Origin of the sequence: Aquimarina atlantica, assembly GCF_000626715.1 — a bacterium.
Taxonomy (GTDB): domain Bacteria; phylum Bacteroidota; class Bacteroidia; order Flavobacteriales; family Flavobacteriaceae; genus Aquimarina; species Aquimarina atlantica.
On record NZ_AQRA01000004.1, the window covers coordinates 186633 to 210040 of the forward strand.

18 protein-coding genes are annotated in these 23408 nt (G+C 33.1%); 14 read left to right on the forward strand and 4 right to left on the reverse strand.

The window, feature by feature from the left end; genetic code table 11:
* The first annotated feature begins 84 nt into the window (after nt 1-84).
* Complete coding sequence (locus ATO12_RS09810) at nt 85-1692, forward strand: ABC transporter substrate-binding protein (RefSeq protein ID WP_034242005.1); 1608 nt, start codon at nt 85-87, stop codon at nt 1690-1692.
* Nucleotides 1693-1848: 156 nt separating this feature from the next.
* On the opposite strand, the gene ATO12_RS09815 is transcribed toward ATO12_RS09810, so the two are convergent.
* The 3 genes from ATO12_RS09815 to ATO12_RS09825 form a co-directional block, all read right to left on the reverse strand.
* Nucleotides 1849-3030 carry a GlmU family protein gene (locus tag ATO12_RS09815; protein WP_034241539.1) on the reverse strand — a complete coding sequence of 394 codons (1182 nt, stop codon included), beginning with the start codon at nt 3028-3030 and terminating at the stop codon, nt 1849-1851.
* Nucleotides 3031-3932: 902 nt separating this feature from the next.
* Nucleotides 3933-4184 carry a type B 50S ribosomal protein L31 gene (locus ATO12_RS09820; RefSeq protein WP_025664866.1) on the reverse strand — a complete coding sequence of 84 codons (252 nt, stop codon included), beginning with the start codon at nt 4182-4184 and terminating at the stop codon, nt 3933-3935.
* A 136-nt stretch (nt 4185-4320) separates the two neighbouring features.
* On the reverse strand, nt 4321-4797 hold the full coding sequence (locus ATO12_RS09825; protein WP_034241540.1) for a hypothetical protein: 477 nt from the start codon (nt 4795-4797) through the stop codon (nt 4321-4323).
* 328 nt (nt 4798-5125) lie between these two features.
* On the opposite strand from ATO12_RS09825, the gene ATO12_RS09830 reads away from it, so the two are divergent.
* The 8 genes from ATO12_RS09830 to ATO12_RS09865 all read left to right on the forward strand — a co-directional run bounded on the left by ATO12_RS09830 (nt 5126) and on the right by ATO12_RS09865 (nt 13826).
* Nucleotides 5126-5653, forward strand: a complete 528-nt coding sequence (locus tag ATO12_RS09830; protein WP_034241541.1) for a DUF4199 domain-containing protein — start codon at nt 5126-5128, stop codon at nt 5651-5653.
* 164 nt (nt 5654-5817) lie between these two features.
* On the forward strand, nt 5818-6339 hold the full coding sequence (locus tag ATO12_RS09835) for a DUF4199 domain-containing protein (protein WP_034241542.1): 522 nt from the start codon (nt 5818-5820) through the stop codon (nt 6337-6339).
* 3 nt (nt 6340-6342) lie between these two features.
* Nucleotides 6343-7290 carry a glycosyltransferase family 2 protein gene (locus ATO12_RS09840; protein WP_034241544.1) on the forward strand — a complete coding sequence of 316 codons (948 nt, stop codon included), beginning with the start codon at nt 6343-6345 and terminating at the stop codon, nt 7288-7290.
* Nucleotides 7291-7410: 120 nt separating this feature from the next.
* Complete coding sequence (locus tag ATO12_RS09845) at nt 7411-9138, forward strand: phospho-sugar mutase (protein ID WP_034241545.1); 1728 nt, start codon at nt 7411-7413, stop codon at nt 9136-9138.
* A gap of 31 nt (nt 9139-9169) precedes the next feature.
* The gene (locus ATO12_RS09850; protein ID WP_034241546.1) at nt 9170-10999 is read left to right on the forward strand and encodes an ABC transporter ATP-binding protein; all 1830 of its coding nucleotides are present in this window, start codon (nt 9170-9172) and stop codon (nt 10997-10999) included.
* 1266 nt (nt 11000-12265) lie between these two features.
* On the forward strand, nt 12266-12814 hold the full coding sequence (locus ATO12_RS09855) for an RNA polymerase sigma factor (protein WP_034241547.1): 549 nt from the start codon (nt 12266-12268) through the stop codon (nt 12812-12814).
* Nucleotides 12815-12845: 31 nt separating this feature from the next.
* Nucleotides 12846-13370, forward strand: coding sequence for a hypothetical protein (locus ATO12_RS09860; RefSeq protein WP_034241549.1), 525 nt, complete (start codon nt 12846-12848; stop codon nt 13368-13370).
* 9 nt (nt 13371-13379) lie between these two features.
* On the forward strand, nt 13380-13826 hold the full coding sequence (locus ATO12_RS09865; protein WP_034241550.1) for a hypothetical protein: 447 nt from the start codon (nt 13380-13382) through the stop codon (nt 13824-13826).
* Between the two features lie 49 nt (nt 13827-13875).
* Here the strand turns inward: ATO12_RS09865 and ATO12_RS09870 are convergent, their stop codons facing one another.
* Nucleotides 13876-14937, reverse strand: coding sequence for a WD40/YVTN/BNR-like repeat-containing protein (locus ATO12_RS09870; protein ID WP_034241552.1), 1062 nt, complete (start codon nt 14935-14937; stop codon nt 13876-13878).
* Nucleotides 14938-15021: 84 nt separating this feature from the next.
* On the opposite strand from ATO12_RS09870, the gene ATO12_RS09875 reads away from it, so the two are divergent.
* From ATO12_RS09875 to ATO12_RS09895, 5 genes are all read left to right on the forward strand, one after another.
* Nucleotides 15022-16233, forward strand: coding sequence for an RsmB/NOP family class I SAM-dependent RNA methyltransferase (locus tag ATO12_RS09875; protein ID WP_034241553.1), 1212 nt, complete (start codon nt 15022-15024; stop codon nt 16231-16233).
* Between the two features lie 204 nt (nt 16234-16437).
* Nucleotides 16438-20112 carry a phosphoribosylformylglycinamidine synthase gene (purL, locus tag ATO12_RS09880; protein ID WP_034241554.1) on the forward strand — a complete coding sequence of 1225 codons (3675 nt, stop codon included), beginning with the start codon at nt 16438-16440 and terminating at the stop codon, nt 20110-20112.
* On the forward strand, nt 20109-20666 hold the full coding sequence (locus ATO12_RS09885; RefSeq protein WP_034241556.1) for an isochorismatase family protein: 558 nt from the start codon (nt 20109-20111) through the stop codon (nt 20664-20666). Before purL ends, ATO12_RS09885 begins: the two co-directional genes overlap by 4 nt.
* Nucleotides 20667-20967: 301 nt before the next feature.
* Nucleotides 20968-22740, forward strand: coding sequence for an AMP-dependent synthetase/ligase (locus tag ATO12_RS09890; protein ID WP_034241557.1), 1773 nt, complete (start codon nt 20968-20970; stop codon nt 22738-22740).
* Nucleotides 22741-22935: 195 nt separating this feature from the next.
* On the forward strand, nt 22936-23391 hold the full coding sequence (locus tag ATO12_RS09895) for a MarR family winged helix-turn-helix transcriptional regulator (RefSeq protein ID WP_034241558.1): 456 nt from the start codon (nt 22936-22938) through the stop codon (nt 23389-23391).
* The last annotated feature ends 17 nt before the right edge of the window (nt 23392-23408 follow it).

Consider the following 23408-nt stretch of genomic DNA (forward strand, 5'->3'; position numbering starts at 1 on the left):
AGTCACTCTAGAATAAATTTTCAGGGTGCAAATATACCAACAATAATTCGTTTACTAAAATTGAAGTGTGTTCATTATTTTTTCATAATTCGCTATTTAACAATAGCTTATATTTTACTTACTCTCATATCCTGTAAAGATTCTTCTCGAGAAAACAGAGATCATTTGGTATTTCGGTATAATCAATATGAAAACGTAAGCTCATTAGATCCGGCATTTGCCAGGGATGTTGCTAATATCTGGTCTACTAATCAGCTATTTAACAGCTTGATACAACTAGACGATTCTTTACATATTAAACCCGATATTGCAAAAAGATGGGAAATTTCTGAAGACGCTCTTACCTATACCTTTATACTTAGAGATGATGTAAAGTTTCATAAACATGAACAATTTAAAACCAAAGACAGTACCCGATACGTTGTTGCAGAGGATTTTGTGTATAGTTTTAATAGATTAGTTGATCCCAAAGTAGCATCTCCCGGTAATTGGGTACTTAAAACGGTAGATACCTATACCGCTGTTAATGATACTATTTTTGAAATCAAACTAAAAAAACCATTTCCTGCTTTTTTAGGATTGATGAGTATGCGATACTGCTCTGTAGTTCCTAAAGAGGTGGTATCATTTTATGGTAGTGAGTTTAGAGCGAATCCTATTGGTACCGGTCCTTTTAAATTTAAGCTATGGGAAGAAAATATCAAGCTCGTTTTGCGTAAAAATGAATTGTATTTTGAAAAGGACAAAAATGGCAAACAACTCCCCTATCTCGAAGCTGTAGCCATTACCTTTTTACCCGACAAGCAAAGTGAATTTTTACAGTTTGCCAAAGGAAATATCGATTTATTAAATAGTTTAGATGCCTCATATAAAGATGAATTATTAACCCCTAGCGGAAAGTTAAGAGAGAAATACAAAGAACGCATCAATATAAGCAAAGGTTCTTATCTAAATTCTGAATATCTGGGCTTCTACCTCGATACAGACAAAAAGGAAATACAATCAAAACTATTAAGAAAAGCTGTTAATCACGGTTTCGACAGGAAAAAGATGATTACCTATCTAAAGAATGGCATAGGAACTCCTGCAATACACGGTTTTATCCCAAAGGGTATTCCCGGATTTAATAGTATTCCCGGATATGAGTATGACCCGGTAAAATCACGTAAGTTGGTCGAAACGTATAAAAAGCAAACAGGAAATAACAATCCAACCATACGAATTGCCACAGATGCAAATTATCAAAGTATTTGTGAATTTATACAGCGAGAGCTTGAAAAAGTTGGGTTAAATATCATAGTCGACGTTATGGCTCCTTCGACAATACGCCAAAAAAAATGGAAAGGAGAATTAGAATCTTTTCGAGCCAGCTGGATTGCAGATTATCCCGATGCCGAAAATTTTCTATCGCCATATTATAGTAAAAACTTTACTCCTCATGGCCCTAATTATACCCATTTTAAAAATGAAACTTTTGATCGGCTATACGAAGAAAGCTTTTTAATAACCGATATCAAAATAAGAGAGCAGCATTATGCAAAGATGGATTCTATCATTATTGCAAATGCTCCTATCGTCCCTCTATATTACGACCAGGTAGTTCGATTTACTCAAAAAAACGTAAAAGGGCTTACCAATAATCCGCAAAATTTCCTGGTACTAAAACGAGTTTGGAAAGAACCTATTAAATAATTAAGGTTTGGCGTATTTTATCTTATATATCACCTAGATCGAAAGGTTTTCTACTATAATTTGCTTCGACAAGCTCAGCATGACACCACGGTTAAAAACTAACATGCCAGAAAACACGTAGTTTTCTTTTATCAAAATTAATAGTACACAAAAAAATTACTTTTCATAACTCTTTCGCCATTGCCTGGTATCTTCAAAGATATGTTCGAGAATCTGTTCTTCTTGTTTTGTAAACTCAACTTTTCTTCTGGCCATAACTACTTTAGCCACTTCAAAAGCTTTTTTAGTCAGGTAGGTCGTAAAACCGGCACTTCCTCCCCAGCTATAGCTAGGTACAAAATTACGAGGAAAACCTGTACCAAAAATATTGGCATTTACTCCTACTACAGTTCCTGTATTAAACATAGTATTGATACCACATTTAGAATGGTCCCCCATCATCAAACCACAGAATTGCAATCCTGTTTTTGTAAAACTTTCTGCTTCATAATTCCATAAGCGAACTTCGGCATAATTATTTTTAAGATTAGAGGTATTCGTATCTGCTCCCAGGTTACACCATTCTCCTATTACAGAATTCCCCATATACCCGTCATGTCCTTTATTAGAGCATCCAAATATTACAGAATTATTGATCTCTCCTCCTACCTTAGAATGCACCCCAATAGTAGTACCACCATAAATCTTTGCTCCCATCTTTACTACAGCACGATCACAAAGTGCAAAAGGCCCTCTAATCATACTACCTTCCATGATTTCGGCATCTTTTCCTATGTATATTGGTCCTTTACTGGCATTAAGTGTTGTAAATTCTAGTGTTGCCCCTTCTTCAATAAAAATATTTTCGGGTGCGATAATATTATTACTTTCAGGAATAGGTTGACTCACCCTATCCTTTGTTAGCAGCTTAAAATCATCAGCAATCGCCTGTTTATTTTTTGAAAAGATATCCCAGGTGTGTTGTACTGTAAACACATCGGCATCATAAGCTAGTACTTCGTAGGTTTCAAAATCTACCTCCTGCCCCTCTTTTACATAAAAAGCGATAGGTTCGTCATTGCAAAAAATAGCTTGTTCGGGTTTTAGGTTTTTGATAGCAGCCACCAACTGTTCTGATGGTAAATAAGTAGCATTGATCATTATATTCTCTGCCAGCTCTACCATAGGAAATTTTTCGCTTAGGTATTCTTCTGTTACTGTAGACGTAGTATATCCTAAATATTGCTCCCATTTCTCGCGAATGGTTAATATCCCAATCCTAATCTCGGCAACTGGTCGTGTATAAGTAAATGGCAATAACGCATTACGTGAAGCACCATCAAAAAGAATATAATTCATGTTTTGATTTCAAAAAATTAGTTAGTTATACGGCTGCAAAAATAAAGACGTTAATATTAAAAATAGCGTTGTTTGACGAATTTATTTGTAAAATAATATAAATAGTCTTTGAGAGCAGACGTCACTTGGAGTAAAACTCTGTAAGAATTTAATATCGAGAAGTACTTTTTGGTTATACATTTTCTTGTTTTGGATATACCAAATCAGAGATTTGGCACTACCATTGACGTATTTCATAATGATTTGTTTTTTCATAAACTTATATACTCCTAAGACTGTAGTTTAATTTAGCTATTATTTGGCTTTCTGTTCATTTTAGTTCACAAGGTTTTTATTTGATAATATTGAGTTCATGAATCTACGATTTCTTTGCTCGCCCGGCAGCAAACAGAACCAAAAGAAAAGGCGCTCAACCACATCATCTCGCCCACAGCTTACGCTATTATCGTAAGGTATTTTTCAATTTCATTGAAAACCAGATTTTTTTTACTAAAATCTTTCCAAGGCTTCATAGATGTTGCAAACGCAAAACAAATCTTATACTGGTGAAAAAAGATTTCAAAGCCCTGCTTTGAAACGTCAGCTTAAACACTGGATAAAATTTTATTGGATGTCTCAAACTGACGAAAATTGCTTATCTATTATTCACATTAAAATAATAAAATGAATTTGTCATAATTTGAGTTCGATCTAAAAAAATCATGTCGATTCGAGTGTTTTGTCGTAATAGATATGGAGACAAAATGTACTTCGACAAGGCCTGTCCCGAGTTTATCGAAGGGCTCAGCAGAACTATCGAGAATAGTGATTTGCTTTCAAAAAGCTATTCTCTAGTCGTTTTAAATTAGCATAAAAAAAGCCTTTCCGATTAGAAAGGCTTTCTATTATAGTATAGTACTAAATTACTTTTTGAATTTAGCATATTTGTTTTTGAATTTATCAATACGTCCTGCAGTATCGATAAGTTTAGACTTACCGGTATAGAAAGGATGTGATGTTCTTGAAATTTCCAATTTCACTAACGGATACTCTACACCATCTACTTCTAAAGTTTCTTTAGTATTGGCTGTAGATTTAGTTAAAAAAACTTCATCGTTAGACATATCTTTAAAAGCAACTAATCTATAATTTTCTGGGTGAATACCTTTTCTCATTGTATTATTCTTTTCTATTTTCGAGGTGCAAATTTACAACTATTTTTTTAAATGCAAAATTATTTCACAAATAAAGAAATGTAAATTAATTGGTACAGCAAACACCTGTTAACTATTGTAGAATATTATCTAAATATTATTGTTCTTGACAACCGCATGCCCAATTAAGCAAGGCTCCTAGTTCTTTGTAATTTGCACCAACAGAGTCACTAGCATCGCAACAACCTGAATTCTTATTAGATCTCATTTTAACATTTAATCTTAAATATTCAAATTGATAAGCAATGCTATAAAACTCTTCTGGTGTTAAATTTAAAACTACAAGTTGATAATATACATCCAAGAATGCTTGAGTTTGATCCCCAAGAAATCCCTGAACCATAGTCTCTAATTCTGTTTGACTCAATGGTGCAGTTACTGATTTTTGAGATACATCTTTAATAAATGCCTCATATTTTCCAGTTTTAACAGCACTATTATTAAACTCAATAATAGTTTGCTTTACCAGGTATTCTTTCTCCGCTAATGAAACTTGTGTAGTTTCCTCATCTTGCGAACAAGAAATTACAGTAAGGAAAGAAATCACAAATGTAAAAAGTAATAGTTTTCTCATAAATACTAGTTTCGTTAATATATTTTTATACAATTCTAATTGGGGTAAGCAATTCTAAAAAAAGTTTAAAATTTAATAATTCATAAGGTTATCACCACCTAAAACACAAGTTATCAACAGATTACTATTTTATAGTTATTTTTGGCGAATCCCCTTATTTTACGCCTATTGACACCTTATTCTAATTACGGTAAAACCGTAGTTATTTAGTAAATATACGATAAAAATATGAGTTCTATCGATAAAGTGCTATTTTCGTAGTAACTGTAACATTTTATTATATTTGTGCATTTATGGTTAACAAGCAACTGAAAAACATTTTTATACTATGGAAGAAACAACTATTTCTATCAAAAAACATATATTAAAATATGGAATAACTTTAGGAATATTATTCGTTGTATATGGTGTTATTTTATACCTAACCGATAATACGACCAGTAAAAATCAAATTTTTGCAGTTATAAGAGCAACAATACTAATTGGTATTATTATTTATGGAATAAAGGTTTACAAGTCAGCCAATAATGGTTTTTTAAAATTGAATGAAGCTCTAAAAATAGGTATTGGGATTGCTTTAGTTGGAGGTATCATTACTATCGTTTGGAATTCTCTTTTAATGAACGTAATAGAACCCAATATGACAGATCAAATATTCGATGCTCAACGAAAGGCAATGTATGAAAAAGACCCAAATATATCTCAAGAACAAATCAAACAAAGTAGAGCACTGGTCGAAAAAATTAATTCTCCTTATATAATGTCAATAATAGGGATAGCTTGGAATTTATTTTCTGGTTTTATCATTTCTCTAATAGGCGGGGCCATCATGCAAAAAAACAGAGATGTTTTTTAATGTATAGACTTATTTATCTACTTGTTACCCTAAAACTTATGTTTATTATATCTAAAAATACTAAGTATACGTTAGTGATCAATCCTATAAATTTATTACGCATGCTGTAACAATTTACTATATTTGTGTACTTATGGTTTATAATAACCTAAACTGTTTTATATATGGAAAATAAAATCCCAACAGCAAAATTTAGTTCTAGCTATGGTATTATACTTGGTATGATCCTAGTTCTCATTCATGTAATAATGTATGTTAGCGGATTATTGTTAGATGGTGAGCAATGGCCTATGTATTTATACTACATAATATTTCCAATTTTTATATTTTTTGCAATACACACATTTAAGAAAAAAAGCAATGGTTTTTTAAGTTTAGGACAGGCTATAAAAATAGGCATTAGTATTGCTGCATTAAGTGGTCTTGTATATGCAATATATAATGGTATTTTTAATTTTTTTATTGAACCAGATTTCATAGATCAGATGTTGGAAGTTACAAGAGAAAAGATGATGGAGAATCCTAACATGACAGAAGAACAAATTGAAATGAGTATAAACTGGGCAAAGAAACTTGGAGGACCGATTATTGGGGGCGCCTTTTTTATATTATTAAGCGTCTTTTTTGGTTTTATATACTCTCTTATTGGGGGTTTAATCATGCAAAAGAAACAAGACTTATATTAATATATGAATATATCTGTGGTCATACCACTGCTTAATGAGCAGGAATCACTTAACGAATTATACAATTGGATTGCAAACGTTATGCAATCCAATTCTTTTTCTTATGAAATTATCTTTATCGATGATGGTAGTACCGATGGGTCGTGGGATACCATCTCTGCATTATCCACAAAAGATCCAAATGTAAAAGGAATTCGTTTTTTAAAAAACTTTGGCAAATCCCAGGCACTACACTCGGGATTCAAAGAAGCACAAGGTGATGTCGTGATCACTATGGATGCTGATTTACAGGACAATCCAGAAGAAATCCCAGAATTGTATGATATGATCACCAAAGAAGGATATGATCTCATTTCCGGATGGAAAAAGAAACGATACGATTCTGTTATTGCCAAAAATCTACCCTCAAAATTATTTAATGCTGCGGCCAGAAAAACATCTGGTGTTAAATTACACGATTTTAACTGTGGACTAAAGGCCTATAAAAATATAGTAGTCAAAAATATCGATGTACATGGCGAGATGCACAGATATATTCCTGTGCTAGCCAAAAATGCCGGTTTTGCAAAAATCGGTGAGAAAGTGGTACTACACCAGGCTCGAAAATATGGTAAAACCAAATTCGGGATGAGTCGTTTTATAAACGGTTTTCTGGATCTGGTTACCATTTGGTTTATGTCGCGTTTTGGCAAAAGACCCATGCACTTTTTTGGTCTTATAGGCACCTTGCTTTTCATTATAGGATTCTGCTTTTCGTTATACCTGGGGATCGATAAACTTTTTATAGAAACCAAAGGAAGACTTATCGCGCAACGGCCGGAGTTTTATGTAGCGTTAACCTCTATGATCCTGGGAACACAGTTCTTCCTGGCAGGATTCTTAGGCGAAATTATCCTAACCAGTAAACGAAGTAAAGAGCGATATAGCATCGCAGAAAAGATACATCTTTAATATACTTAATCCATTTTGCAGACAAAAAAATCAAAATGATTTATATATCGAAGCAGTTTATGCGTATTTCAAAACTTTTTTACCAAAATTAAATAGTATTTTTGCACTAAAATCACAAGCATGCAAATCACAGATTCTGTTATAAACCTTAGAGTTGACGAATGGTTAACTCCGGTTTTTGATACCGCCACACAAAAAGAAATTAAAAATTTACAGGATACTAATTCAGAAGAATTAAAAGAGAGTTTTTATAAAGACCTCGAATTTGGTACTGGCGGTATGCGTGGTGTCATGGGCGTTGGTACCAATAGAATCAACAAATATACCCTGGGAAAAAGCACTCAAGGATTAAGTAATTATCTGATTAAGCAATTTGCTGGAGAACAGCCCAAAGCAGTAATCGCTTATGATTGTAGACACAATAGTGATACATTGGCACAAGTTGTTGCAGATGTATTTTCTGCTAATGGGATTAAAGTCTATTTATTCTCTAGTCTTCGTCCCACTCCAGAATTATCTTTTGCCGTACGAGAATTAGGATGTCATTGTGGCATTGTACTTACTGCAAGTCATAATCCGCCAGAATATAATGGATATAAAGTATACTGGCAGGATGGCGGACAATTAGTTCCTCCGCAGGATGGTGAGATTATTTCAGAAATAAACGCATTAAAATATTCAGATATTCGATTTGATACCAATCCCGATCTTATTCAAAAAATAGATCAGGAGATCGATACGGTTTTTATCGAACAAAGTGTAAAAAACGGAAGTTTTGCAGCTACCCAGGAAGCAAAAGACAATACAACCATTGTTTTTACTTCGTTACACGGCACCTCTATTACTGCTGTGCCCGAGACTCTCGAAAAAGCGGGATACAAAAATGTACATATTGTACAAGAACAGGCAGAACCCGATGGTAATTTTCCTACTGTAAAATCTCCTAATCCAGAAGAACCAGAAGCCTTAACTATGGCAATGGAACTCGCTGCCAAAGTTGATGCAGATATTGTAATCGGTACTGATCCCGATTGTGATCGATTAGGAATAGCTGTGCGTAATGATCAGGGAGAGTTACAATTACTTAACGGAAACCAAACTATGATTGTAATGACCTGGTTTTTGTTAGAAAATTATAAAAAACAAGGGTTTACAGGTAACGAGTTTATTGCCTCTACCATAGTATCGACTCCGATGATGCAAAGTCTGGCCCAGGCCTATGGTGTAGAATATAAAGAAGTACTCACCGGTTTTAAATGGATCGCCAAATTAATTAAAGATTTCCCCGAGCAACACTTTATTGGTGGTGGTGAAGAAAGTTTTGGATTTATGGTTGGTGATTTTGTTAGAGATAAAGATGCAGTAACATCTACCCTACTCGCTTGTGAAATTGTTGCTTTTGCGAAAGCTAATGGCAGTTCTTTTTATAGTACTTTATTAGATTTATATACAAAACATGGTTTTTATAAGGAGCATTTGGTTTCATTAGTAAAAAAAGGAATCGATGGTGCTGCAGAGATTAAGCAAACTATGGTGGATTTAAGAAATAATCCTCCAGAATCTCTTAATGAAGAAAAAGTAGTACTGATCGAGGATTATCAAACGGGTATTGCCAAAAACGTTCAGGATCATACAGAACACAGTATCGATATCCCAAAATCAAATGTTTTGATATTTTATACCGAAGCGGGAAGCAAAATTGCTGCCAGGCCCAGTGGTACAGAACCGAAGATCAAATTTTATATCAGTGTACAGGAATCACTTCAGACAAGTGCCGACTTTACTACTGTACAACAACAATTAGATGGTAAAATTGAAGCCATCAAAAAAGACTTACAATTAACTTAAACAACAGTGATAGCTGTTCAGTATATTTTTAATGAATTATTTTAAACAAATTCTTCGCTTTGCGAAACCCTATAAATCTTACGGAATTTTAAATATAATCTGTAATATTTTTTATGCACTTTTCAGCGCATTATCATTTATAGCACTAATACCAATGTTAAAAGTGTTGTTTAATAAAGATGAAGGTATTGTGTATCCAAAACCAGAATGGAAAGGCATTGTAAGTTCTAAGGAATATCTAACAGATAGCTTGAATTTATATATTTCAGATACCATTGCGTCTGAAGGAAAATTACAGGTTCTTACCTATATGATTATTGTAATCATATCTATATTTATGCTAAAGAACCTTTTTAATTACCTGGCAATGTATTTTATTACTTTTTTAAGAAATGGTGTACTAAGAGATATAAGAGATGAGCTTTATGAAAAAACTATTAGTTTACCACTGTCCTTCTTCTCTGAAAAAAGAAAGGGGGATACTATGGCTAGAATATCTACCGATGTCTTAGAAATACAACATTCCTTCTTATCTATATTAGAACTTATTGTAAGAGAACCTTTAACAATTATTTTCACCTTAATATTTATGTTTTACCTGAGTACAAAACTCACCTTATTTGTATTTATTTTTATCCCGATCTCAGGGTTTTTAATTTCATTAATTGGTAAAACACTGAAAAAGCATTCTGACAAAGTTCAACAAGAACAAGGTTTTTTTCTATCTATTGTTGAAGAAACTCTTGGCGGATTAAAAGTAATTAAAGGGTTTAATGCTGAAGGGATTTTTGGAAAAAAGTTTAAGCAATCTACTAAAAGGTTTTTCAGCTATTCGAACACCTTATTAAACAGGCAGAATCTAGCATCACCAACAAGTGAATTCCTTGGTATTTGTGTTATCTCTGTATTATTATGGTATGGTGGAAGACTTGTTTTTATAGATGGTTCCTTAGAATCAGAAATGTTTTTAGCTTATATCGGTTTAGCATATAACATTTTAACTCCTGCTAAGGCGATTTCAAAAGCCAATTATGGAGTTAAAAAAGGTAATGCAGCAGCAGAGCGTGTACTCGAAATATTAAATACGACCTCTCCTCTACAGGATCATCCGGATGCAAAAGAGAAAAAAGAATTTACTTCTGATATTAGTATAGAAAACATCTCTTTTAAATATGAAGATGAGTATGTTCTAAATGATTTTTCTTTACAAGTACCCAAAGGCAGTTCTGTTGCCCTGGTTGGTCAGTCTGGTAGTGGTAAATCTACTATCGCCAATCTTGTTACTCGTTTTTATGATGTAAATAAAGGAAGTATAAAAATAGATGGTATAGATATCAAAGACCTCACCAAACACTCCCTAAGAGATTTAATGGGATTGGTTACCCAGGATTCTATTTTATTTAATGAATCTATAAAAAATAATTTATTGGTTGGAGATCCTACTGCATCTGATGAAGAAATTATAAAAGCCTTAAAAATTGCTAATGCGTGGGAATTTGTAAAAGATTTACCAACTGGTATTGAAACCAATATAGGAGATAGTGGTAACAAAATTAGTGGTGGACAGAAACAACGATTATCTATAGCTCGTGCTGTGCTAAAAAATCCTCCGATCATGATTTTGGATGAAGCCACTTCTGCCTTAGATACTGAAAGTGAGCGGTTAGTACAATCTGCATTAGAGAACATGATGAAAAATAGAACAAGTATTGTAATTGCTCATAGGCTATCTACAATACAAAATTCAGATTTAATCGTTGTAATGCAAAAAGGAAAAATTGTTGAACAAGGAACGCACGATGAGCTTATTGCTAAAGATGGTATCTATCAAAAGTTAGTTAATATGCAATCATTAGAATAGGTAAATCCTCTATAATAGCAGCTATATAAATAAAAAAGAGTGCTTCCGCACTCTTTTTCTTCACACAAATCATCTTAATTTAGGGGCTTATTCTAAAATTAAAACTCACTCTTATTAATATCTTCCATCTTGGGGGGGATGGAAAGACTAACTTTCTTTAATTATGGTGTAAATATACTACAAAAATCCGGTACACACAAATAAAAATTGAATTTTATCTATAAAAAATACTTTTTATCAGCATAAATTAAAATACAATATTATTTTTTGTAGTATAAAACCTACAAAATTATTTATTAAAAGAATAACAAATTTTCTTTAAATAAAGGTTATCGAAAGTATGAAACAGAAAAAAGAGTGCTTTCGCACTCTTTCTCTTCACACAAATCATCTTAATTTAGGGGCTTATTCTAAAATTAAAACTCACTTTTATAAAAACTTTCATCTTGGGGGAAATGAAAGAACTCAATCATTATTACACTGTAAAGATAGTAATTATTTTTAATCCACCAAATAAAAAATGCATTTTATCTAATAATTATGTTTTTTAACACTACATACCAAACTAAAAATATCAATTTTGTAATACTAACCTTACAAATGTTAATTTTTTAAATAAGAATATAAAACAGAAAAAAAGAGTGCTTTCGCACTCTTTCTCTTCACACAAATCATCTTAATTTAGGGGCTTACTCTAAAATTAAAACTCACTTTTATAAAAACTTTCATCTTGGGGGGAATGAAAGAACTCAATCATTATTACACTGTAAAGATAGTAATTATTTTTAATCTACCAAACAAAAAATGCATTTTATCTAAAAATAATGCTTTTAAACTTTAAAAAACAAACTAAAATTATAAAATTGTAGTATTTTACTTACAATCATAAATCATACTCAACTTGAACTATAAAGGTATAAAACATAAAAAAGAGTGCTTTCGCACTCTTTCTCTTCACACAAATCATCTTAATTTAGGGGCTTACTCTAAAATTAAAACTCACTTTTATAAAAACTTTCATCTTGGGGGAAATGAAAGAACTCAATAATTAATTACACTGTAAAGATAGTAATTATTTTCAATTCACCAAACAAAAAATGCATTTTATCTATAAAAAAAGCAAATAATCATGTTTTTTAACGTTTATTCCTACAAAATTCTTACAAAATAATATTCTTGTACTAATTAAACCTTTTTTATGTACATTAGTCATATAGTAGTACCAAGGTCAAATAATTGATCTTTTAAATAAAACTAATTTTACTTTTGAACACTCAAGAAGAACAAGAACTACTTATTGCCTTACAATCAGAAGAGCATATCAATATCGCTTTTGGTAAGCTTGTTGCTATATATCAACAACGGCTTTATTGGCATATCAGGAATATGGTAAAAAATCACGATGATACAGATGATATATTACAAAATGTGTTTATTAAAGTGTATAAGAATATAAAAAAATTTAAAGGAGATAGTAAATTATATTCCTGGTTGTATCGCATAGCAACGAATGAATCTATTACTTTCCTTAATCAAAAAGCAAAAAAATATAATATTAGCAATGAAGAGTTAAGTTTACAGTTAATCCAAAATCTCGAAGCAGATGTATATTATGAAGGAGATCAAATACAATTAGAGTTGCAAAAGGCTATAGCGACGTTACCACAAAAACAACAACAGGTTTTTAATATGAAATATTTTCAGGAGCTAAAATATAGAGAGATGTCAGAAATTTTAGAAACCAGTGAAGGAGCATTAAAAGCTTCATATCATTTAGCTTCAAAAAAAATTGAAGAATTTTTAAAAAAAGATTAAACCTTTTTGTATTAAAAAAGTCTTACTATCAGTGAAAAAAGATAAATCACATAAAAACAATGACGGCTTTAAAGTACCAGAAGGCTATTTTGAAAGTTTTGAAAACAAACTTTTTGAAAAAATAGCTTCTGATACCGATGGTCAACTGAGTTCTAAAATGGATTCGGGTTTTAAAGTTCCCGAAGACTATTTTGACACTCTTAAAGATACTGTATTGCAAAAAATTGATGATGATACCCCCAAAGGGAAACTTATCTCATTACAAACCAGAAGAACTATTTTATACTTCTCTGGTATTGCCGCAATGATTGCTATTATCATATCTATATCCATACCAAAAGAATCAAAAGTAAATTTTGATACTATTGAAGTTGCAGATATACATGCTTATTTTAATGAAGAAGATATTGAATTAAGCACTACAGAAATAGCAGCGCTATTAGATGATGATATTACATATTCTGAGACATTCGAAAAAGAAATAATAGATGATGAAACTTTATTAGAATATTTATCAGAAGAGGATTTAGATGATGATATTATATTTACAGAATAAAACAAACACATGAAAAAGATAGTTTTACTTATTTGCTTTACCTGTTTTTCTATAGGTGCTTTTGCTCAACACGGGTCAAGAGAAAAAATAAAGGCATTTAAAATCGCATATATTACCGAAAAATTAGATTTAACCAGTAAAGAAGCACAGCAATTCTGGCCCATTTATAATGCACATGAAGAGACCGTTGGAAAACTTAGACGTCAAGAACGTAAATTAATTAGACGTATAAAAGAAGCCAATGATACTCCTGCTGGTCTAAGTGATACAGAAGCAGAAGATGCTATAAATAGTTTTCTGGAAGTAGAAGAACAGAAATCACAATCTCGAAAAAAATTAATCGTAGATTTAAAGAAAGTCATGCCGAGTAAGAAAATTCTAAAACTTATAAAAGCAGAAGCAGATTTTCATAAACGTATGCTTGCAAGAATTAAAGAGCGAAGAAAAAGGCATTAGAGTTTATTGATAAGAAAACAGAAAAAGAGGTTGTTATAAACCTCTTTTTTTATTTAAAAACCAGTTTGGCAATTCTTCCTTTACCTGCCGCTATTGCAATACTATCATTTATAAACCTTACCGTATAAAAACCTTCTTTACTTAGTTCTTTCCAACTTTTCCCCAAATCATTAGAAATCGATATCCCTGTAAACCCAACTGCTACCATTTCCTTACCACCACCATTAGGTATATATCGTATACAACTCTTATACCCTGCTCCGCTACCTTCTGATACCAATTCCCAGGTCTTTCCTCCATCTTTTGTAATCGCTTTATTCGCCTCATTCCCCTCTGGAGCTGTATAATCTCCACCAAAAACAACCCCATTATTCTCGTCATAAAAATCAATAGAATATGCTCCCGTAGTTTCTTTTCCCTGAATCATAGGAGTATTATAAACCTCCCATGTTTTTCCTTTATCAGGAGAATAAAACACTCTCGACTTCATTCCTCCTGTTGCTATCCATGTTTTATCGCCTATAATTGCGATGTTTCCATTGCTTGCGGCAAATGCTGCTTCTCCAACAAAAGTTTTGGGTAAGTTTTCGCAAGAAAGCTTTTTCCAGGTCTCTCCCCCATCTCTTGTAATAAGTATAGACAAACACGTATCTGTAGGATCACCCATTGCAATTCCTTCATTAGCATTCCAAAATGCAATTGCATCATAGAACGCTTTTTCGTGCATTTCGGTATATACTATTTTCTCCTTTTTGCTCTTTCTATCTATTTTCCTTAATCGTGCAGGAGAGCTTACTCCCAAGCTAAAAAACGACTTATCGGTAAAACCAACAGCACGCTGTTCTGCAATCCAGTTTTTCTTTTTTGTAGTATCAGCTTTCGAAAACTCGATAATGGTCTTCTTTTCTGTAGTAAGGTTTATAAACCCGTACCCTTTATTAAAACCAAAACCAATCAAAGTATCATTATATATATCTAAGGCTCGTATACTTACAGAATCTTTTAAAATAGTTTCTATTTCAACTTTAGAAAAATGATGAGTAACCACTTTCTCTTCTGTAGTGCAAAAAACAAAAGTCAAAACAAATAATAAGGTATAGATTAGTTTCATAGGTTCTGATATCAATAATTATAGTCAAATATAATAGTATTTGATCACAAAGGTCTACCTTTGCACACCTTAAAAAATAATACAATGCGTTTACATAGAAATCTTGTCTTTGCTGTTATAGATGGATTACATGAAATATTTAATGAAGGAAGCTATGCAGATAAAGTGGTTCAGAAATTATTGAAACGAGACAAAAGATGGGGATCACGTGATCGTAGTTTTATTGCAGAAACCGTGTACGAAATTGTACGATGGAAACGCCTATATACCGAAATAGCTGAAGTAAAAGAACCTTTCTCTAGAGAAAATCTATGGAGGGTTTTTGCAGTATGGGCTACACTAAGGGGCATTTCTCTACCCGATTGGAAACAAATTGGCCCTACACCTACTCGTCGTATCAAAGGACGTTTTGATGAGTTAAGTAAAATAAGAAAATTTAAAGAATCTATTCCCGATTGGTTAGATCAATTAGGAGAACAAGAACTGGGAAAACTCTGGGATAAAGAAATTAGTGCACTTAATGAACAGGCTCCTGTAATTCTTCGTGCAAATACTTTAAAAACATCAAGAGAAAAACTTAGAAGTCTGCTAGAAGATGAAAATATCGATACCGAATTTATTAAAGGATATCCAAACGCACTTAGGCTTACCGAAAGAACTAATGTCTTTACTACAGAAGCATTCAAAAATGGATTATTCGAAGTACAAGATGCTTCTTCTCAATTGGTAGCCGATTATCTAGAAGTACAACCAGGGCAACGTGTTGTAGATACCTGTGCAGGTGCAGGTGGTAAAAGCCTTCATTTAGCAGCATTAATGCAAAATAAAGGGCAGGTTATTGCTATGGATATTTATGGTAACAAACTTAAAGAGCTTAAAAGAAGAGCACGTAGAGATGGTGCACATAATATCGAAACCCGGGTTATTGAAAGTACAAAAGATATCAAAAAATTACACGGTAAAGCAGATCGTGTTCTTATCGATGCTCCATGCAGTGGTTTGGGAGTTTTGCGACGAAATCCTGATGCTAAATGGAAATTACAACCTGAGTTTTTAGATAAAATCAGACATACACAAGCCGAAATACTTGAAAATTATGCTAAAATAGTAAAGCCCGGAGGAAAATTGGTATATGCTACCTGTTCTATTTTACCCTCTGAGAACCAGGACCAGGTAAAGAATTTCCTTTCTAAGGAAACAGGGAATGATTTCACCCTAATCAAAGACAAGAAAGTACTTTCGCATCAATCGGGATATGACGGGTTTTATATGGCATTATTAGAAAGAAAACTATAAATCGATCACAAATATCATATACATGGTTTTAGTGATATTATTAGAACAATTCATTCTAACAAAAATAGTTTCATAACCAAATTTCTGAAACATTGTTTAAAATTCGGTGAATAACTCTAGGATTCTATCTTAGTTTTTTATCAAATTTTAGTAAGAAAGTAGTAAATTTGCAGCTTAATAAAAATCAACACAAATAATCGAAGTATGATTCATTTCTTCGGAAACCAAAACGAGAAAGTATTTGCAGTTCAAACAGCCAATGAAATCTCCCCTGAAACCATAAAAAAATTAACCTGGTTATTTGGCAACCAACCTCAACTATCTGCGGCGTCTATTGACGCTTTTTTTGTTGGTCCACGTGCCGCAATGATTACTCCGTGGAGTACCAATGCCGTAGAGATCACTCAGAATATGGGTATTGAAGGCATTATACGAATAGAAGAATTTCGGGGTGTTACAAAAGATTATGTTGATTTTGATCCTATGCTCTCTCAAAAGTACAGCAAATTAGATCAGGATATCTATACCATAGATATAGAACCAGAATCAATCATAGAAATCGATGACATTGCTGCCTATAATATTGCCGAAGGTTTAGCACTTAGTAATGAAGAGATTGAATACCTCGAAGGAGTTAGCAAAAAAATAGGGAGAAAACTTACAGACTCAGAAGTTTTTGGATTTTCGCAAGTAAATTCTGAGCACTGTCGCCATAAAATATTTAATGGAACCTTTGTGATTGATGGAGAAGAGCAACCTACTTCGCTTTTTAAACTCATCAAAAAGACGTCAGAGACACATCCAAATGATATTGTTTCTGCTTATAAAGATAATGTGGCCTTTATAAAAGGACCAAAAGTTACTCAGTTTGCCCCAAAAACTGCTGATAAGCCTGATTTTTATCAGGAAACCGAATTTAATAGTGTGATTTCGCTTAAAGCGGAAACACATAATTTTCCTACTACGGTAGAACCATTTAACGGAGCTGCAACAGGGTCCGGAGGTGAAATCAGGGATCGTCTTGCAGGAGGAAAAGGATCTTTACCTCTTGCCGGAACCGCAGTATATATGACCTCTTATTCGCGATTACAAGATAATCGCCCATGGGAGCAAGCCATGACAGAAAGAGATTGGTTATATCAAACTCCAATGGATATTTTAATAAAAGCTTCTAACGGAGCTTCTGATTTTGGAAATAAATTTGGTCAGCCTTTAATTACAGGATCTGTACTCACTTTCGAACATGAAGAAGACGCCCGCAAACTTGGTTTCGACAAAGTAATTATGCAGGCAGGTGGTATTGGTTATGGTAAAGCCGAGCAAGCTATTAAAGCCACTCCAAAAAAAGGAGATAAAATCGTAATCCTGGGAGGAGAAAATTATCGAATCGGTATGGGGGGTGCAGCCGTATCCTCTGCAGACACCGGAGAATTTAGTAGCGGTATCGAATTAAATGCCATACAACGTTCTAATCCAGAAATGCAAAAACGTGCCTCTAATGCAATTAGAGGTATGGTAGAAAGTGAAGAAAATACAATTGTATCAATACATGATCACGGTGCAGGAGGACATCTTAACTGCCTTTCTGAATTGGTAGAAGAAACCGGAGGAAAAATCGATTTAGATCAATTACCGGTTGGCGACCCTACATTATCTGCAAAAGAAATCATAGGTAACGAATCCCAGGAACGTATGGGATTAGTTATCGGACAACAAAATATAGATACACTGCAACGTATTGCCGAGCGCGAACGCTCACCTATGTACGAAGTAGGAGATGTTACAGGAGACCACCGTTTTACTTTTCAATCCAAGACCAAAGGAGATACTCCAATGGATTTGGCATTAGAAGATATGTTTGGTAGTTCTCCTAAAACCATAATGAACGACAATACTATTGATCGTAAATATGATAATCTTTCCTATAGCAAAGAAAATTTTCGAAACTATCTCGAACAGGTACTACAATTAGAAGCTGTTGCCTGTAAAGATTGGTTAACCAATAAAGTAGATCGCTGTGTAGGAGGAAAAGTTGCAAAACAACAATGTGTAGGGCCATTACAGTTACCTTTAAATAATTGTGGAGTCATGGCTCTTGATTATAATGGTAAAGAAGGTATTGCAACTAGCATTGGGCACTCTCCTATCTCGGGTTTAATTAACCCTGAAGCTGGTAGTAAAAATTCTATTGCAGAAGCATTGACCAATATCATATGGGCTCCACTACATGAAGGTTTAAAATCTGTTTCTTTATCTGCAAACTGGATGTGGCCTTGTAAAAATGAAGGTGAAGATGCAAGATTATATAAAGCGGTAAAAGCAATTTCAGATTTTGCTATTGATTTAGGAATTAATGTGCCTACAGGTAAAGATTCACTATCGATGAAGCAAAAATATGCAAATGAAGAAGTTATTGCTCCGGGAACCGTAGTGATATCTGCTGCTGCACATTGTAATGACATCACCAGAGTTATTGAACCTGTTTTACAAAAAAATAGTGGAGATATTTATTATATTAACCTGTCTAATGATAAACATCAGCTTGGTGGTTCCTCATTTGCACAAATATTAAATAAAATTGGTGATGAAGCTCCTAATATTAAAGGTGCTGCTGATTTTAAGAAGACTTTTAATGTAATTCAAGACCTTATTAAAGGAGATAAAATTGTAGCGGGTCATGATGTTGCTTCGGGAGGTTTAATTACTACACTATTAGAATTATGCTTTGCCGATCGTAATCTTGGAGCAGAACTAGATCTTTCTAAAATCGGAGAATCAGATTCAATCAAGCTATTATTTGCAGAAAATTCGGGAATCGTTTTTCAAAGTGCTTCAAATTCAGATATCGAATCTATACTCTCTAAAAACAATATTGAGTTTTTCAATATTGGTACAGTAAAAGAAGAAGCTTCTTTAATCATAAAAAATCAATCTGACTCCTTTGATCTTCCTATAGAAGAATTAAGAAATACATGGTATACAACTTCTTTCTTATTAGATCAAAAACAAACTGCAAATGATTTAGCAAAAGATCGGTTTGAAAATTATGCAAATCAACCATTACAGTATTCTTTTCCAAAACACTTTGATGGTAAACGACCTGTGATTTCTAGTGAGTTCGAAAGACCAAAAGCAGCTATCATACGTGAAAAAGGAAGTAATTCTGAACGCGAAATGGCTAATGCCATGTATCTCGCTGGTTTTGATGTAAAGGATGTACATATGACCGATTTGATTTCTGGTCGTGAAACATTAGAAGACATTCAGTTTATTGGGGCCGTAGGAGGTTTCTCTAACAGTGATGTTTTGGGATCTGCCAAAGGATGGGCAGGTGCCTTTTTATATAATGAAAAGGCAAATACCGCCTTAAAAAACTTCTTCAAAAGAGAAGACACATTATCTGTAGGTATTTGTAACGGTTGCCAGTTATTTATGGAACTGGAAGTTATTAATCCCGAGCATGAAAAACATGGTAAATTAACTTATAATGATTCCCACAAGCATGAGAGTAGTTTTACTTCTGTAAAAGTACAGGATAATAACTCTGTAATGTTATCTACTTTGGCAGGAAGTACACTGGGAGTATGGATTTCTCATGGTGAAGGAAAATTTGATCTACCGCTATCCGAAGATCAATATAACATTGTAGCAAAATATGGGTATGAAGGATATCCTTCTAACCCTAACGGATCAGACTATAATACAGCTATGATGACAGATAAAACAGGTCGCCATTTGGTAATGATGCCTCATATTGAACGTTCTATCTTTCAATGGAACTGGGCTAACTATCCACAGAATAGACGTGATGAAGTATCCCCATGGATCGAAGCTTTTGTAAATGCTCGAAAATGGATAGAGAAAAATACGGCTGAATGAAAAACAGAAAAGCGCTCTTAGTAATTGATATGCAAAAGGGTTCTTTTACTTCAAAAACTCCACGATTTGATACAAAAGGAGTTGTAAGTAGGGTTAATACGCTTGCAGCGTTATTTAGAGCCTCTGATTTTCCTGTATTTTTTATTCAACATGATGGTACAAAAATGAATGAATTTATACCAAATTCGGTGGAGTGGGAATTACTAGATGATTTAGAAATCGAAACAACAGACCATTTTCTAAATAAGTATGCAAATGATATATTTTATAAGTCTAAGCTTCAATCCAAACTAAACGACTTAAATATCAATGAGCTATTCGTTACAGGTTGTGCAACTGATTTTTGTGTAGAATCTACTGTGCAATCTGCTCTAACAAAAGATTACAATATAACTGTAGTAGCAGATGGACATACTACTGGAGACCGGCCCCATTTGAAAGCTAAAAAAGTTATTGAACACTATAATTGGGTTTGGCAAAATATGATTCCGACCAATGGAAAAATAGAAGTTAAAAAATTTGAGCAGATAAAAGACGAACTAATAAGGCATTAAGTTTCTTTTTCTATAAATTGTTAATATTGTTTTTAAGCTTTTAAACAATAAATATTTTATTAAAAACGATAAAATATTGAGAAGTTAACAAATTACAGCCTCTTTTTTTTATATCTTAGAGTTGTGTATTATAAGATTTTTTATAATTTGCGAAACTATGCGTGCATAATAGTTCTTTAAAGTTCTTAAGTAATGGTGTATTCTAAATTTGTTCATCTATAAATTTAATTACCCAATCACTTTAAAAACAACCATCTATAAAGAACTTTAGAAGGCTACAAAAATTATTTTTAAACAACTTATGACAAAAATTACGAGATTATTTGATTTCCCACATTATCAATTAGAAAAATTTAATTTAGACAAGGCTTTAATAACTAAATATAATGGTGAATGGATTGCTACTTCTACTAAGGAATATGTAGAAAAAGCAAATCAAATTAGCCGTGGTTTGTTACGATTAGGAGTAAAACCTAATGATAAAATAGCAATTATATCTTCTAATAACAGAACAGAATGGAATATCACCGATATCGGTGTCCTTCAAATCGGAGCACAAGATGTTCCTATTTACCCTACAATTTCTCAAGAAGATTATGAATATGTTTTAAATCATTCTGAATCAACCTACTGTTTTGTTTCTGACGAAGAAGTATTTGAAAAGGTTAAAAACATTAAAGCTAATGTACCTTCACTAAAAGAAGTCTATTCGTATAATGATATTTCGGGCTGTAAAAGTTGGAATGAAGTTCTCGAATTAGGTAAAAACGATAGTAACCAATCTGAAGTAGAAGAAATTATGGCTTCTGTAAAAGAAGATGATCTTGCTACTTTAATATATACTTCAGGAACTACAGGAAGACCTAAAGGTGTGATGCTAAGTCATAAAAATGTAGTAAGCAATGCTATAAACAGTTCTACCCGATTTCCCATTGTAGATGGAGAAACAAAAGCTTTAAGTTTTCTTCCCGTATGTCATATTTACGAAAGAATGCTAATGTATCTATATCAATATCGTGGTGTAGGTATATATTTTGCAGAATCTTTAGAAACTATTAGTGATAACCTAAAGGAGGTTAAACCCGAGGTTATGACTGCAGTACCGAGATTACTAGAAAAAGTATATGATAAAATTATTGCCAAAGGAGCTGATCTCACAGGGATTAAAAAGAAATTATTCTTTTGGGCTGTAGATCTGGGGTTAAAATACGAACCCTATGGAGCAAATGGCTGGTGGTATGAGAAAAAACTAGGCCTCGCCCGAAAACTTATTTTTAGTAAATGGCAAGAAGCTTTGGGAGGTAATTTAAAATTAATTGCTTCTGGTAGTGCTGCGTTACAGCCAAGACTTGCACGAATATTTAATGCTGCCGGGATGGGAGTTATGGAAGGATATGGGCTTACCGAAACGTCTCCTGTAATCTCTGTGAATGAAACAGGAAACGGAGGAATGAAAATAGGCACTGTAGGAAGAATGATCCCGGATACCGAAGTAAAAATAGCAGAAGATGGTGAGATTTTGGTAAAAGGCCCTCAAGTAATGTTAGGGTATTATAAAGATGAAGAAAAAACCAAAGAGGTATTAAAAAATGGATATTTTCATACCGGTGATATTGGCGAAGTTGATAGTGATGGATTTTTGCGCATTACCGATCGTAAAAAAGAAATGTTTAAAACTTCTGGAGGTAAATATGTCGCTCCGCAATTAATAGAAAATGCCATGAAACAGTCTCGTTTTATAGAGCAAATAATGGTAATTGGTGAAGGAGAAAAAATGCCTGCAGCGTTTATACAGCCTAATTTCGAGTTTTTAAAAGAATGGGCAGAGCGTAAGGGAATACAAATAGGTAACTCTATGCAAGAAGCTCTTAAAAATCAAACAATTATTGACCGTTATCAGGAAGAAGTTGATGAACACAACAAAAAGTTCGGAAAATGGGAACGAGTAAAACGCTTTGAACTTACATCGGATGAATGGAGTATTGATGCGGGTCACCTCACTCCTACTATGAAATTAAAAAGAAAAGTAATAAAAGAAAAATACAAAGATCTTTATTCTAAAATTTATGGCTAATTCAATTAACTGATTACAACGCAAAACATATGTAAGCTTTAACTGTTAATCAGTAAACTCCTCATTTTATGGGGAGTTTTTTTATTAATTCAACAAAAAAGTGTAAATTACATCAACTTTTCTCGATTTTTTACTTTATTTATTATGCACGCATAATAAATTTTCTTACCTTTACATTTATAATAATTTTTTTGAATGAGAGAAAAGACAATCGATTATGCACTTAGAGCTACCTGGATGGCTGTTGCTAAGATGTATAATGAAGAAGCCAGCAAAAAAGGAAGTACAATGGCTACTGGATTTGCATTACTAAGCATAGATCCAGAAAGCGGTACACCTTCTACTTCATTAGGTCCCAAAATGGGAATGGAAGCTACAAGTTTATCACGCACTTTGAAAACCATGGAAGAAAAAGGATTGATTTTCAGAAAGAAAAACCCTCAGGATGGACGTGGTGTATTGATTTATCTCACTCCGTTTGGTGTAGAAATGAGAAATTTCTCTAAAGAAGTGGTTTTTACTTTTGATGCTACGGTAAGAAAACATGTTTCACAAGAAAAATTAGATATTTTCTTAGAAGTGTTTCAAATCATAAATGACCTGATTTCATCCAAAAAAATTTACTCAAAACAAGAATCTATAAAACCTTAACAACTCGAAGTTAAAAA

What these genes read in the sequence shown, in the direction of transcription:
- ATO12_RS09815 (WP_034241539.1), bottom strand. Translation starts at nt 3,030, where the DNA reads ATGAATTATATTCTTTTTGATGGTGCTTCACGTAATGCGTTATTGCCA.
- ATO12_RS09820 (WP_025664866.1), bottom strand. Translation starts at nt 4,184, where the DNA reads ATGAGAAAAGGTATTCACCCAGAAAATTATAGATTAGTTGCTTTTAAA.
- ATO12_RS09825 (WP_034241540.1), bottom strand. Translation starts at nt 4,797, where the DNA reads ATGAGAAAACTATTACTTTTTACATTTGTGATTTCTTTCCTTACTGTA.
- ATO12_RS09830 (WP_034241541.1), top strand. Translation starts at nt 5,126, where the DNA reads ATGGAAGAAACAACTATTTCTATCAAAAAACATATATTAAAATATGGA.
- ATO12_RS09835 (WP_034241542.1), top strand. Translation starts at nt 5,818, where the DNA reads ATGGAAAATAAAATCCCAACAGCAAAATTTAGTTCTAGCTATGGTATT.
- ATO12_RS09840 (WP_034241544.1), top strand. Translation starts at nt 6,343, where the DNA reads ATGAATATATCTGTGGTCATACCACTGCTTAATGAGCAGGAATCACTT.
- ATO12_RS09845 (WP_034241545.1), top strand. Translation starts at nt 7,411, where the DNA reads ATGCAAATCACAGATTCTGTTATAAACCTTAGAGTTGACGAATGGTTA.
- ATO12_RS09850 (WP_034241546.1), top strand. Translation starts at nt 9,170, where the DNA reads ATGAATTATTTTAAACAAATTCTTCGCTTTGCGAAACCCTATAAATCT.
- ATO12_RS09865 (WP_034241550.1), top strand. Translation starts at nt 13,380, where the DNA reads ATGAAAAAGATAGTTTTACTTATTTGCTTTACCTGTTTTTCTATAGGT.
- ATO12_RS09870 (WP_034241552.1), bottom strand. Translation starts at nt 14,937, where the DNA reads ATGAAACTAATCTATACCTTATTATTTGTTTTGACTTTTGTTTTTTGC.
- ATO12_RS09875 (WP_034241553.1), top strand. Translation starts at nt 15,022, where the DNA reads ATGCGTTTACATAGAAATCTTGTCTTTGCTGTTATAGATGGATTACAT.
- purL (WP_034241554.1), top strand. Translation starts at nt 16,438, where the DNA reads ATGATTCATTTCTTCGGAAACCAAAACGAGAAAGTATTTGCAGTTCAA.
- ATO12_RS09885 (WP_034241556.1), top strand. Translation starts at nt 20,109, where the DNA reads ATGAAAAACAGAAAAGCGCTCTTAGTAATTGATATGCAAAAGGGTTCT.
- ATO12_RS09890 (WP_034241557.1), top strand. Translation starts at nt 20,968, where the DNA reads ATGACAAAAATTACGAGATTATTTGATTTCCCACATTATCAATTAGAA.
- ATO12_RS09895 (WP_034241558.1), top strand. Translation starts at nt 22,936, where the DNA reads ATGAGAGAAAAGACAATCGATTATGCACTTAGAGCTACCTGGATGGCT.